Annotated in this window: 14 protein-coding genes; 11 read left to right on the top strand and 3 right to left on the bottom strand. The window is 68.6% G+C overall.

Annotation, left to right across the window (positions count from 1 at the left end):
- Positions 1 to 64: 64 nt before the first annotated feature.
- Positions 65 to 1,411 carry a 23S rRNA (uracil(1939)-C(5))-methyltransferase RlmD gene (gene rlmD / locus KAK07_RS05145; RefSeq protein ID WP_210856587.1) on the top strand — a complete coding sequence of 449 codons (1,347 nt, stop codon included), beginning with the start codon at positions 65 to 67 and terminating at the stop codon, positions 1,409 to 1,411.
- Between the two features lie 10 nt (positions 1,412 to 1,421).
- On the opposite strand, the gene KAK07_RS05140 is transcribed toward rlmD, so the two are convergent.
- Both KAK07_RS05140 and KAK07_RS05135 read right to left on the bottom strand, forming a co-directional pair.
- Complete coding sequence (locus KAK07_RS05140) at positions 1,422 to 2,657, bottom strand: FAD-dependent monooxygenase (RefSeq protein WP_210856588.1); 1,236 nt, start codon at positions 2,655 to 2,657, stop codon at positions 1,422 to 1,424.
- 98 nt (positions 2,658 to 2,755) lie between these two features.
- Positions 2,756 to 3,451 carry a Bax inhibitor-1/YccA family protein gene (locus KAK07_RS05135; protein WP_210859325.1) on the bottom strand — a complete coding sequence of 232 codons (696 nt, stop codon included), beginning with the start codon at positions 3,449 to 3,451 and terminating at the stop codon, positions 2,756 to 2,758.
- 310 nt (positions 3,452 to 3,761) lie between these two features.
- Here KAK07_RS05135 and carA point away from each other — a divergent pair, with 310 nt between their 5' ends.
- From carA to KAK07_RS05110, 5 genes are all read left to right on the top strand, one after another.
- Positions 3,762 to 4,934 (top strand): glutamine-hydrolyzing carbamoyl-phosphate synthase small subunit, encoded by a 1,173-nt coding sequence (gene carA / locus KAK07_RS05130; RefSeq protein WP_210859324.1) that lies wholly within the window; start codon positions 3,762 to 3,764, stop codon positions 4,932 to 4,934.
- Positions 4,935 to 4,942: 8 nt separating this feature from the next.
- Positions 4,943 to 5,584, top strand: a complete 642-nt coding sequence (gene leuE / locus KAK07_RS05125; RefSeq protein WP_210856591.1) for a leucine efflux protein LeuE — start codon at positions 4,943 to 4,945, stop codon at positions 5,582 to 5,584.
- A gap of 31 nt (positions 5,585 to 5,615) precedes the next feature.
- Positions 5,616 to 8,873: a carbamoyl-phosphate synthase large subunit gene (gene carB / locus KAK07_RS05120; RefSeq protein WP_210859323.1), complete on the top strand. Its 3,258-nt coding sequence runs from the start codon at positions 5,616 to 5,618 to the stop codon at positions 8,871 to 8,873.
- Positions 8,874 to 9,026: 153 nt separating this feature from the next.
- Positions 9,027 to 9,503 carry a transcription elongation factor GreA gene (greA, locus tag KAK07_RS05115; RefSeq protein ID WP_210856593.1) on the top strand — a complete coding sequence of 159 codons (477 nt, stop codon included), beginning with the start codon at positions 9,027 to 9,029 and terminating at the stop codon, positions 9,501 to 9,503.
- The gene (locus KAK07_RS05110; protein ID WP_310740700.1) at positions 9,500 to 9,973 is read left to right on the top strand and encodes a DUF4149 domain-containing protein; all 474 of its coding nucleotides are present in this window, start codon (positions 9,500 to 9,502) and stop codon (positions 9,971 to 9,973) included. Before greA ends, KAK07_RS05110 begins: the two co-directional genes overlap by 4 nt.
- Here the strand turns inward: KAK07_RS05110 and KAK07_RS05105 are convergent.
- A complete protein-coding gene (locus KAK07_RS05105) occupies positions 9,948 to 10,424 on the bottom strand; it encodes a YhbY family RNA-binding protein (RefSeq protein WP_210856594.1) in 477 nt (158 codons plus the stop codon). The genes KAK07_RS05110 and KAK07_RS05105 overlap by 26 nt on opposite strands.
- Positions 10,425 to 10,454: 30 nt before the next feature.
- On the opposite strand from KAK07_RS05105, the gene KAK07_RS05100 reads away from it, so the two are divergent.
- The 5 genes from KAK07_RS05100 (at position 10,455) to pstS (ending at position 16,651) form a co-directional block, all read left to right on the top strand.
- A complete protein-coding gene (locus KAK07_RS05100; RefSeq protein WP_210856595.1) occupies positions 10,455 to 11,132 on the top strand; it encodes an RlmE family RNA methyltransferase in 678 nt (225 codons plus the stop codon).
- Positions 11,133 to 11,269: 137 nt separating this feature from the next.
- The gene (gene ftsH, locus KAK07_RS05095) at positions 11,270 to 13,174 is read left to right on the top strand and encodes an ATP-dependent zinc metalloprotease FtsH (RefSeq protein ID WP_210859318.1); all 1,905 of its coding nucleotides are present in this window, start codon (positions 11,270 to 11,272) and stop codon (positions 13,172 to 13,174) included.
- 77 nt (positions 13,175 to 13,251) lie between these two features.
- Complete coding sequence (gene folP, locus KAK07_RS05090; RefSeq protein WP_210859309.1) at positions 13,252 to 14,094, top strand: dihydropteroate synthase; 843 nt, start codon at positions 13,252 to 13,254, stop codon at positions 14,092 to 14,094.
- A 39-nt stretch (positions 14,095 to 14,133) separates the two neighbouring features.
- On the top strand, positions 14,134 to 15,474 hold the full coding sequence (glmM, locus tag KAK07_RS05085; RefSeq protein WP_210859307.1) for a phosphoglucosamine mutase: 1,341 nt from the start codon (positions 14,134 to 14,136) through the stop codon (positions 15,472 to 15,474).
- Between the two features lie 145 nt (positions 15,475 to 15,619).
- A complete protein-coding gene (pstS, locus tag KAK07_RS05080) occupies positions 15,620 to 16,651 on the top strand; it encodes a phosphate ABC transporter substrate-binding protein PstS (RefSeq protein ID WP_210856599.1) in 1,032 nt (343 codons plus the stop codon).
- The last annotated feature ends 66 nt before the right edge of the window (positions 16,652 to 16,717 follow it).

Here is a 16,717-nt window from a genome sequence, read left to right as displayed (position 1 = left end):
GGCGCCACGGCCGGGGCCGCCTGCGGGCGGCCTCGGTGTTTTCAGCCCCCCGATAATCCCCACCATGACAGCACAGGACGAATGGCTGCGCGTTGATGCGCTCGACATCGAGGCGCAGGGCGTGGCCCGCAATGCCGAAGGCAAGGTGGTCTTCATCGAGGGCGCGCTGCCCGGCGAGGAGGCCCTGGTCACGGTGGCTCGCCGCAAGAACAACTGGGAGCAGGCCAGCCTGCGCGAGCTGCGCAGTGAAAGCGCGCAGCGCGTGACACCCGGCTGCCCGCATTTCGGCCTGCATGCCGGTGCCTGTGGTGGCTGCAAGATGCAGCATCTGCACGCCAGCGCGCAGGTGGCGATCAAGCAGCGGGTGCTGGAAGACAACCTGTCGCACCTGGGCAAGGTCAAGCCCGAGCGCGTGCTGCGCCCGATCGAGGGACCGACCTGGGGCTACCGCCTGCGCGCCCGGCTGTCGGTGCGCTACGTGGCGCGCAAGGAAACCGTGCTGGTGGGCTTCCACGAACGCAAGTCGCGCTACGTGGCCGACATGCGCGAGTGCCACGTGCTGCCGGCGCGCATCAGCGCGATGCTGATGCCGCTGCGCGCGCTGGTGGGCGCGATGGATGCGCGCGACACGCTGCCGCAGATCGAACTCGCCGTGGGCGACCAGGTCACCGCGCTGGTGCTGCGCCACCTGGCGCCGCTGTCCGACGCCGACCGCCAGCGCCTGCGCGACTTCGCGGCCGAGCACGGCGTGCAGTGGTGGCTGCAACCCAAGGGGCCGGACACCGTGCACCTGCTGGACGACGGGGGCGAGGAACTGGCCTACTCGTTGCCCGAGTTCGGCGTGACGATGCCGTTCAAGCCCACCGACTTCACCCAGGTCAACCACCAGATCAACACCGTGCTGGTCGGGCGCGCGCTGCGCCTGCTGGATGCGCAGCCCGACGAGCGGGTGATCGACTGGTTCTGCGGCCTGGGCAACTTCACGCTGCCGATCGCCACCCGCGCGCAATCGGTGCTGGGCATCGAGGGCAGCGAGACCCTGGTCGAGCGCTCGCGCCAAAACGCGCAGCGCAATGGCCTGGCGCACAAGACCGCCTTCGAGGCGCGCAACCTGTTCGAGCTGACGCCCGACGACCTGGTGGGCTGGGGCAACGCCCAGCGCTGGCTGGTCGACCCGCCGCGCGAGGGCGCCTTTGCGCTGGTCAAGGCGCTGGGCGACCTGCAGCAGGCCCCGCGCGCGGGCTGGACGCCGCCGCAGCGCATCGTCTATGTCAGCTGCAACCCGGCCACGCTGGCGCGCGATGCCGGCCTGCTGGTGCACGTGGCCGGCTACCGCTGTGTGGCGGCCGGCGCGGTGAACATGTTCCCGCACACCGCGCACGTCGAGAGCATCGCGGTGTTCGAGCGCTGAGGCGCGTGCCTCAGGGCAGCAGCATGCTGCGGATGCCGCGCCAGGTCAGCAGGCTGCCCGGCATGCGCCGCTCGTTCAGGATGTCGCTGAGCTTGGCGCGGATGCGCGGGCTCTGGTTGGCACGCCAGACCATGATGTTGAGCAGCCAGGGGTGGCGGTTGAAGCTGGCCGCCTGGCGGTACATCTCGAAGCGCGGTTTCAGCGCCTGCAGGCTGGCGCGGTAGGCGGCCTCCACCGCTGCGTCATCGCCCCGGTGGGCGATCAGCGCTTCGGCCGCGGCGATGCCAGTTTCCATCGCCTTGCCAATGCCCTCGCCCGAGAACGAATAGGTGGCGCCCACCGCGTCGCCTGCCACCAGCACGCCGGGGGCGGTCCAGGCCGCGCCTTCCAGGTCGCAGCGCAGCGGCGCGCCCTTGAGCTCGCCCACCATCGTGCCCTCGCGCACCAGGCGAGCGGCCACCGGGTCGACGGCCACGAAGTCGTCGAACATGCGGCGCAGGTTGCGGGGCGGCTTGCCGCGGTCCTCGTCCAGCTGACCCACCAGCACGCCGGTGCCCAGGTTGTAGGTGTGGTCAGGGCCTTCGAAGATCCAGCCGTAGCCATCGCGCAGTGTCGGGTGCCAGACGAAACGCAGTCCGCCCACGGCTGCCGCCATGTCGGGGTCGGTGTGCCGGACATAGCCACGGATCGCCATGCAGCTGGGCGACTTGCGCTGGCACAGGCCCATGGCCGCCAGCGGGCCGGTCCCGGCCCCGGTGGCCAGCACCAGCCAGCGCGCCGACAGCGGACGCTGGCGCTGTCCGTCGTCGAGCAGCGCGCCGGTGACGCGACCGCTGTCGCCGCGCAGCGACGCGACGAAGCGCGCCGGCGCCGCGTGCAGCGCGCCAGCGGCCACCGCGGCGCGGCAGAGCAGGGCGTCCAGCTCGCGCCGTGGCAGCACCGCCAGCTCGCCCGCCACGTCCACATGCCGGCCATTGGGCGCCAGACAGCGCGCCGCCGCCGCGCCCTGGGCACGCTGCAGCACCTCGTCGATCACGCCCAGGCGTCGCAGTGCGGCGTGGGTGTCGGGCACCAGGCCGTCGCCGCAGGTCTTGTCGCGCGGAAAGGCCTGGGCATCCACCATCACCACCGAGCGGCCGGCCTGGGCCAGCACCCGCGCCGCCGCGCTGCCGGCGGGTCCACTGCCCACCACCAGCACATCGGTGGCATCGGGCAGGTCGCTCAGGGGCTGGTTCCAGTCGGGCATGGCGGGTCGGCGGGTGGCTGTCTCGCGACGCATTGTGCCGTGGCGGCGGGCATGAAAAAGGGGCCCGCAGGCCCCTGTGTGGATGCGGCCGGGCCGCGTCAGTCGTCGCCGCCGAAGATGCCCAGCAGGCTCAGCAGGCTCTGGAACACGTTGTAGATGTCCAGGTAGATCGCCAGCGTGGCGGTGACGTAGTTGGTCTCGCCGCCGTCGATGATGCGCTTGATGTCGTAGACCATGAAGGCCGAGAACAGGCCGATGCACAGCACCGACACCGTCAGGAACAGCGCACCCGACTGCAGGAACACGTTGATGATGCCGGCAGCGAAGATCACCAGCGCGCCCACCATCAGGAACTTGCCCATGCCCGACAGGTCGCGCTTGATCACGCTGGCCAGCGTGGCCATGGCCAGGAAGACCAGCGCGGTGCCGCCGAAGGCGGTCATCACCAGCGTCGGGCCGTTGCCCTTGGCCAGCACGAAGCCCAGCAGGCGCGACAGCATCACGCCCATGAAGAACGTGAAGAGCAGCAGCAAGCCGACGCCAGCGGCGGAGTTCTTGGTGCGTTCGATCGCGAACATCAGGCCGAAGGAGCCGGCCAGGAAGATCACCAGCGACATCACCGGGCTCAGGCCGCGCATCAGCCCGGTGCTCACACCCAGCCAGGCGCCCATCACAGTGGGCACCATGGACAAGGCCAGCAGCCAGTAGGTGTTGCGCAGCACGCGGTTGCGCTGGGCGGCCAGCGAGCCCGAGCCGGTCGAGAGGCCGGGGAAGGTTTGCAGGCTGTCGTTCATCAAAGAACCTCCAAGGGGTTGCCAGTCTGTGGGTTGCAGGCGGTGACCCGCCCCAGGGCATCAGACCCTGAGCAGTCATTCTAGTTCCCAGCCCGCCGAGGGCGCTTCGCCGAGGGGTCTTTCCAACGTGGACCTGACAGGCGAGCCGGTCTTTCAGGCTATAATCAGCGGGTTTACCCCAAAACAAGCCACCCAGCGAAACGACGTTTTCGGAAACTTCCTGCCAAGCCCATGGCAACCCCCTGAAACGTCGCAGGACGGGGGTGGCCTGGCGGGCGAGGGGCTGGGTGCGCGAACACCGGAGTTCCCCTTGTTGCCCGTCCTCGCTCCCGCCCTCCTCGCGCTTGCTGACGGCACGGTTTTTCGTGGCACCTCGATCGGCGCGGCCGGTCACACGGTGGGTGAAGTGGTGTTCAACACCGCGCTCACCGGCTACCAGGAGATCCTCACCGACCCGAGCTACTGCCGGCAGATCGTCACGCTGACGTATCCGCACATCGGCAACTACGGCGTCAATGACGAGGATGTCGAAGCCACGAAGGTCCATGCTGCCGGCCTGATCATCAAGGACCTGCCGGTCCGCACCTCCAACTTCCGCCAGACCCGCACGCTGGGCGAGTACCTGCAGGCCGAGGGCACGGTGGCGATCGCCGACATCGACACCCGCCGCCTGACCCGCGTGTTGCGCACCACCGGCGCCCAGAACGGCTGCATCGCCACCTTTGCCGCCGGCCACACCATCAGCGACGCCGATGTGGCCGACGCCGTGGCCCGCGCCAAGGCCGCGCCCAGCATGGCCGGCCAGGACCTGGCCCAGGTCGTCAGCGCCGAGCAGTCCTACCCCTGGACCGAGACCGAATGGCAGCTCTCGCGTGCCGACGGCACGCCGGGCTACGGCACGCTGACCAACGCGAAGTACCACGTCGTCGCCTATGACTTCGGCGTCAAGCGCAACATCCTGCGCATGCTGGCCGAGCGGGGCTGCCGCGTGACCGTGGTGCCCGCCAAGACCCCGGCGGCCGAGGTGCTGAAGCACCAGCCCGACGGCATCTTCCTGTCCAACGGCCCGGGCGACCCGGAACCCTGCGACTACGCGATCGCCGCCGCGCGCGAACTGATCAATTCCGGTATCCCCACCTTTGGCATCTGCCTGGGTCACCAGATCATGGCGCTGGCTTCGGGCGCCAAGACCTTCAAGATGAAGTTCGGCCACCACGGCGCGAACCATCCGGTGAAGGACCTGGACAACGGCCGCGTGTCGATCACCAGCCAGAACCATGGCTTCGCGGTGGACGAGAAGACGCTGCCGGCCCACCTGCGCGCCACCCACGTCAGCCTGTTCGACGGCACGCTGCAGGGCCTGGCCCGCACCGACAAGCCGGCCTTCTGCTTCCAGGGCCACCCGGAGGCCTCGCCGGGGCCGCACGACATCGGCTACCTGTTCGACCGCTTCACCACGCTGATGGACCAGGCCCGCGCCTGAGTTGCCCCATGCTCGGCATCACCGACCTGACCACCTACCTGCTGGGCACGATCGCGATCGTGCTGCTGCCGGGCCCGAACTCGCTGTTCGTGCTGTCGGTGGCGGCGCGCCGCGGCGTGCGGCCCGGCTATGCCGCGGCCTGCGGGGTGTTTGTCGGCGACACCGTGCTGATGACCCTGGCCGCGCTGGGCGCCGCCTCGCTGCTGAAGGCGGTGCCGGCGCTGTTCCTGGTGATCAAGGTCGTGGGTGCGAGCTACCTGGCCTGGGTGGGCATCCAGCTGCTGCTGGGGGCGATCCGCCGCTGGCGCGGTGAGCTGCCGCCGGTGGACGAGAGCCGGCTGGACCTGAGCCAGCCGTTTCGCAAGGCGCTGGTGATCAGCCTGCTCAACCCCAAGGCCATCCTGTTCTTCGTGTCCTTCTTCATCCAGTTCGTCGACCCCGCGTACCCGTGGCCGGCGCTGACCTTCCTGGGCCTGGGCGCGATCGCGCAGGCCTGCAGTGCCGTCTACCTGTCGGTGCTGATCTTCGCGGGGATGCGGCTGGCCGCCGCCTTCGCCGCCCACCGCCGCACCGCCAGTGCGGCCGCCTCGGGCGTTGGCGCCCTGTTCCTCGGCTTTGGCGCCAAGCTCGCCACCGCCAGCCTTGGCTGATGCCTGCCCGAATCAGATAAAGACTTTGACCATGCCCAAGCGTTCCGACCTCCAGAGCATCCTCATCATCGGCGCCGGCCCGATCATCATCGGTCAGGCCTGCGAGTTCGACTACTCCGGCGCCCAGGCCTGCAAGGCGCTGCGCGAGGAGGGCTACAAGGTCATCCTGGTCAACAGCAATCCGGCGACCATCATGACCGACCCGGACACGGCCGATGTCACCTACATCGAGCCGATCACCTGGCAGGTGGTCGAGAAGATCATCGCCAAGGAGCGCCCGGACGCGATCCTGCCCACGATGGGCGGCCAGACCGCGCTGAACTGTGCGCTGGACCTGCACAAGCACGGCGTGCTCGACAAGTACCAGGTCGAGATGATCGGCGCCAACGAGCACGCGATCGAAAAGGCCGAGGACCGCCTGAAGTTCAAGGACGCGATGACCAAGATCGGCCTGGGTTCGGCCAAGTCGGGCATCGCGCACAGCATGGAGGAGGCCTGGGCGGTGCAGAAGAGCATCCAGGCCGAGATCGGCGGCTCGGGCTTCCCGATGGTCATCCGCCCCAGCTTCACGCTGGGTGGCACCGGTGGCGGCATCGCCTACAACCCGGAGGAGTTCGAGGAGATCTGCAAGCGCGGTCTGGACCTCAGCCCCACCAATGAGCTGCTGATCGAGGAATCGCTGATCGGCTGGAAGGAATACGAGATGGAAGTGGTCCGCGACAAGGCGGACAACTGCATCATCGTCTGCTCGATCGAGAACCTCGACCCGATGGGCATCCACACCGGCGACTCGATCACCGTGGCCCCGGCCCAGACGCTGACCGACAAGGAATACCAGCTGCTGCGCAACGCCTCGATCGCCATCCTGCGCGAGATCGGCGTCGACACCGGCGGCTCCAACGTGCAGTTCTCGATCAACCCGGACACCGGCCGGATGATCGTCATCGAGATGAACCCGCGCGTGTCGCGCTCGTCGGCATTGGCCTCCAAGGCCACGGGCTTCCCGATCGCCAAGGTCGCGGCCAAGCTGGCGGTGGGCTACACGCTGGATGAGCTGCGCAACGACATCACCGGCGGCGCCACGCCCGCCTCGTTCGAGCCCTCGATCGATTACGTGGTCACCAAGATCCCGCGCTTCGCCTTCGAGAAGTTCCCGGCGGCCGATGCGCACCTGACCACGCAGATGAAGTCGGTGGGCGAGGTGATGGCCATGGGCCGCACCTTCCAGGAATCGTTCCAGAAGGCCCTGCGCGGCCTGGAGACCGGCATCGACGGCCTGAGCGAGCGCAGCACCGACCGCGAGGAGATCATCCAGGAGATCGGTGAGCCCGGCCCGGAGCGCATCCTGTTCGTCGCGGACGCCTTCCGCATCGGCATGACGCTCGATGAGATCTTCGCCGAGACCGCGATCGACCCCTGGTTCCTGGCCCAGATCGAGCAGATCATCCAGGCCGAGCAGGCGCTGAAAGGCCGCACGCTGGAGAGCCTGTCCCGCGACGAGCTGGTTTTCCTCAAGCGCAAGGGCTTCTCCGACCGCCGCCTGGCCAAGCTGCTGGGCACCCACCAGCATGCCGTGCGCGAGCGGCGCCATGCGCTGAATGTGCGCCCGGTCTACAAGCGGGTGGACACCTGCGCCGCCGAGTTCGCCACCCAAACCGCCTACATGTACTCCACCTACGACGAGGAGTGCGAGGCACAGCCCACCGACAAGAAGAAGATCATGGTGCTGGGCGGTGGCCCGAACCGCATCGGGCAGGGCATCGAGTTCGACTACTGCTGCGTCCATGCGGCCCTCGCCATGCGCGAGGACGGCTACGAGACCATCATGGTCAACTGCAACCCCGAGACGGTGTCCACCGACTACGACACCTCCGACCGCCTCTACTTCGAGCCGGTGACCCTGGAGGACGTGCTGGAGATCGTGGCCAAGGAGCAGCCGGTCGGCGTGATCGTGCAGTACGGCGGCCAGACGCCGCTGAAGCTGGCCCTGGACCTGGAGCGTGCTGGCGTGCCCATCATCGGCACCACGCCCGACTCGATCGACATCGCCGAGGACCGCGAGCGCTTCCAGCAGCTGCTGCACACGCTGGGCCTGAAGCAGCCGCCCAACCGCACCGCCCGCAACGAGGAAGACGCGGTGCGTCTGGCCAACGAGATTGGCTACCCGCTGGTGGTGCGCCCGTCCTACGTGCTGGGCGGCCGGGCGATGGAAATCGTCCATGGCGACAAGGACCTCGAGCGATACATGCGCGAGGCGGTGCGTGTCTCCGAGAAGTCGCCGGTGCTGCTGGACCGCTTCCTCGATGACGCGATCGAGGTGGATGTGGACTGCATCGCCGATGCCTCGGGCGCGGTGATGATCGGCGGCATCATGGAGCACATTGAGCAGGCCGGCGTGCACTCGGGGGATTCGGCCTGCTCGCTGCCGCCGTACTCGCTGTCCAAGGAACTGCAGGACGAGCTGCGCCGTCAGACCGCCGAAATGGCCAAGGCCCTGAAGGTGGTGGGCCTGATGAACGTGCAGTTCGCCATCCAGGGCGACGGCGACGACGCCGTGGTCTACGTGCTGGAGGTCAACCCCCGCGCCTCGCGCACCGTGCCCTTTGTCTCGAAGGCCACCGGCCAGCCACTGGCCAAGATCGCCGCGCGCTGCATGGCCGGCCAGCTGCTCAAGGACCAGACCGGTGTCGGTGGCCGTGCGCCGCACGAGGTCATCCCGCCGTACTTCAGCGTCAAGGAAGCGGTCTTCCCGTTCAACAAGTTCCCGGGGGTGGACCCCATCCTGGGCCCCGAGATGCGCTCCACCGGCGAGGTGATGGGCGTGGCCTACAGCTTCGGTGAGGCCATGCTCAAGAGCCAGCTGGGCGCCGGCAGCCGCCTGCCCGGCAAGGGCACGGTGGTCATCACCGTCAAGAACAACGACAAGGACCGCGCGGTCAAGGTGGCCTCGGAGCTGGTGAACCTGGGCTTCCTGGTGGCCGCCACCAAGGGCACGGCGGCCGCCATCGCCGAGGCCGGCATCCCGGTCAAGGTGGTCAACAAGGTCAAGGACGGCCGCCCGCACATCGCCGACATGATCAAGGCCGGTGACGTGCAGCTGGTCTTCACCACCGTGGACGAAACCCGCACCGCGATCGCCGACAGCCGCTACATCCGCACCGCCGCGCTGGCCAACCGCGTGACCTACTACACCACGATGGCTGGCTGCGAGGCAGCGACCGAGGCGCTGAAGCACCAGGACGACATCGGTGTGCTGTCGCTGCAGGAGCTGCACACGTCGCTGGCCTGACATGCTGAACGGCCGATCTGACGGGCCGGGTCGAGCGGCTCGCCGCACAGGCCCCGACTGCACTACACTTCGCCCATTGCACCGCCGCCGCCCACCGCCCGACCGGGCCGTGGCGGCGGTTTGCCTTTGTAGACACCCCTGAACACCCGAGACATGAGCACGATTCCCCTGACCAAGCGCGGCGCCGAAAAGCTGAAGGACGAACTGCACCGCCTCAAGCACGTCGAGCGTCCGGCCGTGGTGCAGGCCATTGCCGAGGCCCGCGCCCAGGGCGACCTGTCCGAGAACGCCGAGTACGACGCGGCCAAGGACAAGCAGGGCTTCATCGAAGGCCGCATCCTCGAGATCGAGGGCAAGCTCTCGGCCGCCCAGGTCATCGACCCCGCCAGCCTGGACGCCGGCGGCAAGGTGGTGTTCGGCGCCACCGTCGATCTGGAAGACGAGGAGAGCGGCAAGGCCGTGACCTACCAGATCGTCGGTGACGACGAGGCCGACCTGAAGCTGGGCCTGATCTCGATCAGCTCGCCCATCGCCCGGGCGCTGATCGGCAAGGAAGCCGGCGACGTGGCGGACGTGCAGGCCCCCGGCGGTGTGCGCTCCTACGAGATCGTCGCGGTCCGCTACGAGTGATCCGCGCCGCTGCCTTCACCCGCCGCATCGTGCCCGGGCTGTGGGCCGGCGCGCTGCTGTGCATCGCGCTGATCGCCACACCGGCGCCCTTCGCCACGCTGGTGCAGGCCGACGCCGGCCGGGTGGTGGCGCGCATCTTCGCGCAGGAGGCGTGGCTGAGCATCGGCCTGGGTGGCCTGATGCTGATGCTGGAGCGCCGCGCCGCGGCCGAGGCGGCCGAGGTCGGGCAGGGCAGCCAGTTCACGCTGGGCATGGGCCTGGCGCTGCTGGCGCTGGGCTGCACCGTGCTGGGCTATTACGGGTTGCAGCCGATGATCGCGGCGGCCAAGGCCGGACAGCCCACCGCGCTGGGTTTCGCGGTGCTGCATGGCCTGAGCTTCGGCCTGTTCGCGATCAAGATCGTGGCGGTGACGGCGCTCGCCTGGCGGGCCGCCCGCGCCCCGGTCACTGGCTCTGGGCCTTCTTCTTGACGCTGGTGGCGCGCTTCTTGGCGCGCTTGATCTGGCCGCCGGCGGTCAGGCGCTCGTTGCCATGCACCGTCACCGTCTTGACGATCGGCCGCGGGCTGCCCTTGCGGGCGAAGGTGACCAGCTTGACAGTGCGCGAGCCCCGCTTGGCCTCTTCGGGCTCGGCCTTGACCTTCTCGGGCATGGGCCGCCACAGCACCAGCAGCTTGCCGATGTGCTGCACGGGCGCCGCACCGAGCTGGTCGGCCAGTTGCGCCAGCACGGCCTCGCGGCCGGCGCGGTCGTCCGAGAAGACGCGCACCTTGATCAGGCCGTGGGCCTTCAGGGCGGCGTCGGTCTCCTTGAGGATGGCGGGGGTCAGGCCCTCGGCACCGATCATCACGACCGGGTCGAGGTGGTGGGCCTCGCCGCGCAATTCCTTGCGGCGGGCGGGCGTCAGTTCAATCGCAGGCATCGTGGCATTATCCCCCGGGGTTGAATACCGATGAAAGTCCAGACCAAGAGCAAGAAGGTGAACAAGGCGTGGCTGCACGACCATGTCACCGATCCGTACGTGCGCCAGGCGCAGAAGGACGGCTACCGCGCCCGCGCCGCCTACAAGCTCAAGGAGATCGACGAGACCTTCAGCCTGGTGCGCCCTGGGCAGGTGGTGGTGGATCTGGGTGCCGCGCCCGGCGCCTGGAGCCAGTACCTGCGCCGCCGCTTTGCGCCCAAGGTGGCCGGCAGTGGCGGCGCGGCCAGCGGCGCACTGGATGGCACGATCATCGCGCTGGACCTGCTGGAGATGGAAGCGATCGACGGCGTTCAGTTCATCCAGGGCGATTTTCGCGAGGATTCGGTGCTGATGCAGCTGGAAGCCGCATTGGCCGGCCGTCCCGTGGACCTGGTGGTCTCGGACATGGCGCCCAACCTGTCGGGGGTGTCCAGCGCCGATGCCGCCCGCATCGAGCACCTGGTGGAACTGGCGGTGGATTTCGGCCGCCAGCACCTCAAACCGCAGGGCGCCCTGGTGGCCAAGGTCTTCCATGGCGGGGCCTACGACCCGCTGGTGGCGCTGTTCAAGCAGAGCTTCCGGGTGGTCAAGCCCTTCAAGCCCAAGTCCTCGCGCGACAAGTCGGCCGAGACCTTTCTGGTGGGGATCGGCCTGAAAACGGGCGCCTGACCCCGGTTTTCGGGGGCTGGACGGTCTGTCCACGCCCGCTGTCAGGGAACTTGTGGGGCGTAGAATCGACCCTATATGCGGTAAGTCGCAGGTGGCGGAGGGCCGCCGCCAGCGTCTGATGGCAAGAAGGAGCCGCGGTGAATAATCAATGGGTCTCGAAAATTGCAGTGTGGCTGGTGATCGCCCTGGTGCTGTTCACTGTCTTCAAGCAGTTTGATCGGGCCGCTGTGTCGGGCAGCCAGCTGAGCTACTCCGAGTTCCTCGAAGAGGTGCGCAGCAAGCGCATCAAGAGCGTCACGATCCAGGAGGGTCCGGGCAGCGTCGAGATCTCGGCCAAGACCACCGACGACCGCAACATCCGCACCACCGGCACCTACCTCGACCGCGGCCTGACCGGCGACCTGATCGCCAACGGCGTCAAGTTCGATGTGCGCCCGCGCGACGAGCCCTCGCTGCTGCAGAGCCTGCTGCTGTCCTGGGGCCCGATGCTGCTGCTCATCGGCGTGTGGATCTACTTCATGCGTCAGATGCAGGGCGGCGGCAAGGGCGGGGCGTTCAGCTTCGGCAAGTCCAAGGCCCGCATGCTGGACGAGGCCAACAACTCCACCACCTTCGCCGACGTCGCCGGCTGCGACGAGGCCAAGGAAGAGGTCAAGGAGCTGGTCGATTTCCTGAAGGACCCGCAGAAGTTCCAGAAGCTCGGCGGCCGCATCCCGCGCGGTGTGCTGCTGGTCGGCCCCCCGGGCACCGGCAAGACGCTGCTGGCCAAGGCGATCGCCGGCGAGGCCAAGGTGCCGTTCTTCAGCATCTCCGGCTCTGATTTCGTCGAGATGTTCGTCGGCGTGGGCGCGGCCCGCGTGCGCGACATGTTCGAGCAGGCCAAGAAGAGCGCGCCCTGCATCATCTTCGTCGATGAGATCGACGCGGTGGGCCGCCACCGTGGTGCCGGCCTGGGCGGCGGCAATGACGAGCGCGAGCAGACCCTCAACCAGATGCTGGTCGAGATGGACGGCTTCGAGACCAACCTCGGCGTCATCGTGATGGCGGCCACCAACCGGCCCGACATCCTGGACCCGGCGCTGCTGCGCCCGGGCCGCTTCGACCGCCAGGTCTATGTCACGCTGCCCGATGTGCGTGGCCGCGAGCAGATCCTCAACGTGCACATGCGCAAGGTGCCCATCGGCCAGGACGTCAAGGCCGACATCCTGGCGCGCGGCACGCCGGGCTTCTCCGGCGCCGATCTGGCCAACCTGGTCAACGAGTCGGCACTGTTCGCCGCCCGCCGCAACGCCCGCGTGGTCGAGATGATCGACTTCGAGCGCGCCAAGGACAAGATCATGATGGGCCCCGAGCGCAAGTCCATGGTCATGCCCGAGGACGAACGCCGCAACACCGCGTACCACGAAGCCGGTCATGCGCTGGTGGCGCGCCTGATGCCCAAGACCGACCCGGTGCACAAGGTCACCGTGATCCCGCGCGGCCGCGCGCTGGGCGTGACGATGCAACTGCCCGAGGGCGACCGCTACAGCATGGACAAGGAGCGCATGCTCTCGACCATCTCGGTGCTGTTCGGCGGACGCATCGCCGAAGAAGTGTTCATGAACCAGATGACCACCGGCGCCAGCAACGACTTCGAACGCGCCACTGCCATCGCCCGCGACATGGTCACCCGCTACGGCATGACCGACGAGCTGGGCCCGATGGTCTACGCCGAGAACGAAGGCGAGGTCTTCCTGGGCCGCTCGGTCACCAAGACCACGCACATGTCCGAAGAGACGATGCGCAAGGTCGACCAGCAGATCCGCAAGATCATCGACGAGCAGTACTCGATCGCCCGCCGCCACATCGAGGAGCATCAGGACAAGATGCACGCGATGGCCAAGGCGCTGCTGGAATGGGAAACCATCGACAGCGAGCAGATCGACGACATCATGGAGGGCAAGCCGCCGCGCCCGCCCAAGGACTGGACGCCCAGCTCCAGCAAGGGTGGCAACGGCCCGACGCCGCCTGCCCAGGCCGACGGTGCACCGGCTGCCGCCTGACGCTTTCCTCTTGCCAACCTGACGCCACGGGGCCCTGACGGCCCCGTCGGCCTTTTCAACGGCACCCCTTTCGGCCGATGTTCTGGCAGACCACCCGATTCCAGATCGCCCTGGACCGCCCGCAGGTGATGGGCATCGTCAACGTCACCCCTGACTCCTTCTCGGACGGTGGCAGCCACGCCGGTGAGCGTGCCGCGCTGGCGCACTGCGAGCGGCTGCTGGCCCAGGGCGCTGACATCCTGGACATCGGCGGCGAGTCCACCCGCCCCGGATCGCAGCCGCCCAGCCTGGCCGAGGAACTGGCCCGCGTGGTGCCCGTCGTGCGCCAGGCCGTGCGGCTGGGCGTGCCGGTCAGCGTGGACACCAGTCGCCCGGAAGTGATCGACGCGGTGCTGTCGCTGGACGCCGACATCATCAACGATGTGCGGGCACTGCAGCTGCCCGGGGCGCTGGCGCGTGTGGCGGCGCATGGCAGCGTGGGCCTGTGCCTGATGCACATGCAGGGCCAGCCCGACACGATGCAGCAGCGCCCGACCTACACCGACGTGGTGGCCGAGGTGCGCGACTTCCTGGCGCAGCGGCTGCATGCAGCACGCATGGCCGGCATCATCGACGGCCGCATCATGCTCGATCCTGGCTACGGCTTTGGCAAGTCGCTCGAACACAACCTGGCCTTGTGGCAAGGCCAGGCCGCGCTGTGTGACCTGGGGCCGCCGCTGCTGGTGGGCTGGTCGCGCAAGGGCACACTGGGCCAGCTGACCGGCAGGCCGGTGGGCGAGCGCCTGGTGCCCAGCGTGGCCGCGGCACTGGCCTCGATCGCGCGGGGCGCGCGCATCGTGCGTGTGCACGATGTGGCAGCCACGGTCGATGCGGTCAAGGTCTGGTGTGCGGCGGGCCTGGGCGGTCCGCCGGCCCACTGACAATCCGGTCCAGCGCAGAACTACACAGGAGAGAGAGTCATGTCGCGCCAGTACTTCGGCACCGATGGCATCCGCGGCACCGTGGGCCAGGCGCCCATCACGGCCGACTTCGCGCTGCGCCTGGGCCATGCGGTGGGTCGCGTCCTGCGCGCCGGCCGCACCAAGGGTCCGCGCACCGTGCTGATCGGCAAGGACACCCGGATCTCGGGCTACATGCTGGAGTCGGCGCTGGAGGCCGGCTTTGCCTCGGCCGGCGTCGATGTGCTGCTGACCGGCCCCCTGCCCACGCCGGGCGTCGCCTACCTGACGCGGGCGCTGCGGCTGGACCTGGGCGTGGTGATCAGCGCCTCGCACAACCCCTACCAGGACAACGGCATCAAGTTCTTCTCGGCGCGCGGCCAGAAGTTGTCGGACGACTGGGAGCGCTCGGTCGAACTGGCACTGGAGGAAGCGCCGCAGTGGGTCGATTCCGCGCAACTGGGCAAGGCCCGGCGCCTGACCGATGCCGAGGGCCGCTACATCGAGTTCTGCAAGACCACGGTCAGCGGTGACCTGACGCTGCGCGGCCTGAAGCTGGTGGTCGATGCCGCGCATGGCGCCGCCTACCACGTGGCGCCGGCGGTCTTCCATGAGCTGGGGGCCGAGGTCACCAGCATCGGCGTGTCGCCCAACGGCACCAACATCAATGACCGCGTTGGTGCCACCGCGCCCCAGGCGCTGCAGGCCGAGGTGCAGGCCCGTGGCGCGGATTTCGGCATCGCGCTGGATGGCGACGCCGACCGCCTGCAACTGGTCGATGGACAGGGTCGCCTCTACAACGGCGACGAACTGCTGTACCTGATGGTGCTGGACCGACTGGCCCAGGGCGAGCCCGTGCCCGGCGTGGTGGGCACGCTGATGACCAACATGGGGGTCGAGCTGGCGCTGCGCCGCCGTGGCATCGAGCTGGTGCGTGCCAAGGTGGGCGACCGCTATGTGCTCGAGGAACTGGCGCTGCGCGGCTGGATCCTCGGCGGCGAAGGCTCGGGCCACCTGCTGGCCCTGGACCGCCACAGCACCGGCGACGGCATCGTCAGCGCGCTGCAGGTGCTGCAGGCGGTGCAGCGCAGCGGCCGGTTGCTGCCCGAGCTGTTGGCCGACGCGCCACTGTTCCCCCAGACCATGATCAATGTCCGCCTGGCCGAGGGGGCCGATTGGCGGTCCAACGCCCGCCTGGCCGCCGAAACCGAGGCGGTGAAGGCCGCGCTGGGTGACGCCGGCCGGGTGCTGATCCGTCCCTCGGGCACCGAACCGGTGCTGCGGGTGATGGTCGAGACGGCGGACGCCGCGCAGGCCCGCCAGGCCGCCGAGCGCCTGGCCGCCGCCGCCCAGGCCGGCTGATTTCGGCGGTCATGACAGCCGGGTGACAGTCCGGTGACCGGGATGGCGTGTGTGACAGCCGTGTCACGACGCTGTCACAGAGCCTTTCTACAGTGCGGGCATGCCGGATGAACCGGCGCTTGTGTACCTCTGGAAAGGGCTTCCCATGCTGTCTACCCTTCGTGTCTCGCTGGCCAGTGTGCTGCTGTCGACGTCCGGCCTGGTGCTGGCGCAGGACATCACCGGCGCCGGCGCCTCCTTCCCGGCCCCGGTCTACGCCAAGTGGGCCGATGCCTACGCCAAGGCCGGCGGTGCCCGCGTGAACTACCAGTCGGTGGGTTCGGGCGCCGGCATCAAGCAGATCAAGGCCAAGACGGTCGACTTCGGCGCCTCGGACATGCCGCTGAAGGATGAAGAGCTGGCTGCCGACGGCCTGGTCCAGTTCCCCACGGTGATCGGCGGCGTGGTGCCGGTGATCAACGTCAAGGGCATCCAGCCGGGCCAGCTGAAGCTCAATGGCCAGGTGCTGGGCGACATCTACCTGGGCAAGATCACCCAGTGGAACGATGCGGCCATCGCCGCACTGAACCCGGGCGTGGCCCTGCCCGACCAGACGATCGCCGTGGTGCGCCGCGCCGATGGTTCGGGCACCAGCTTCATTTTCACCAACTACCTCTCCAAGGTGAACGCCGAGTGGAAGGCCAAGGTGGGTGAGGGCACCGCGGTCAACTGGCCCACCGGCGCCGGCGGCAAGGGCAACGAGGGCGTGTCGGCCTACGTGCAGCGCCTGCCGGGCGCGATCGGCTACGTCGAGTACGCCTACGCCAAGCAGAACAAGATGACCCATGTGCTCATGAAGAACAAGGACGGTCAGTACGTCGCCCCCGACGACCTGAACTTCAAGGCCGCGGCGGCCGGTGCCGACTGGTCCAAGACCTTCTACCAGATCCTCACCGAGCAGCCGGGCAAGGACAGCTGGCCGCTGACCGGCGCCACCTTCATCCTGATGCACAAGGCCCAGGCCAAGCCGGATCAGGGTGCTGCGGCGCTGAAGTTCTTCGACTGGGCCTACGGCAGCGGCGACAAGCTGGCCGTCGACCTGGAATACGTGCCGCTGCCCGACGCCGTGAAGGCGCTGGTGCGCAAGCAGTGGGCGACGGTGGCCGACACCGCCGGCAAGCCCGTCCTGGGCAAGTGATCGCCACTCTCCGGCGCGGCCGCACGGCGGCGCCGGAGCGAGGAGAATGCAGGTGAGTGCCACCCT

The sequence above is a fragment of the Ideonella alba genome, from assembly GCF_018069875.1.
Taxonomy (GTDB): Bacteria; Pseudomonadota; Gammaproteobacteria; order Burkholderiales; family Burkholderiaceae_C; genus Ideonella; species Ideonella alba.
Note: the sequence above shows the minus strand (reverse complement) of the source record. Positions and strands in the feature narration are given on the sequence as shown.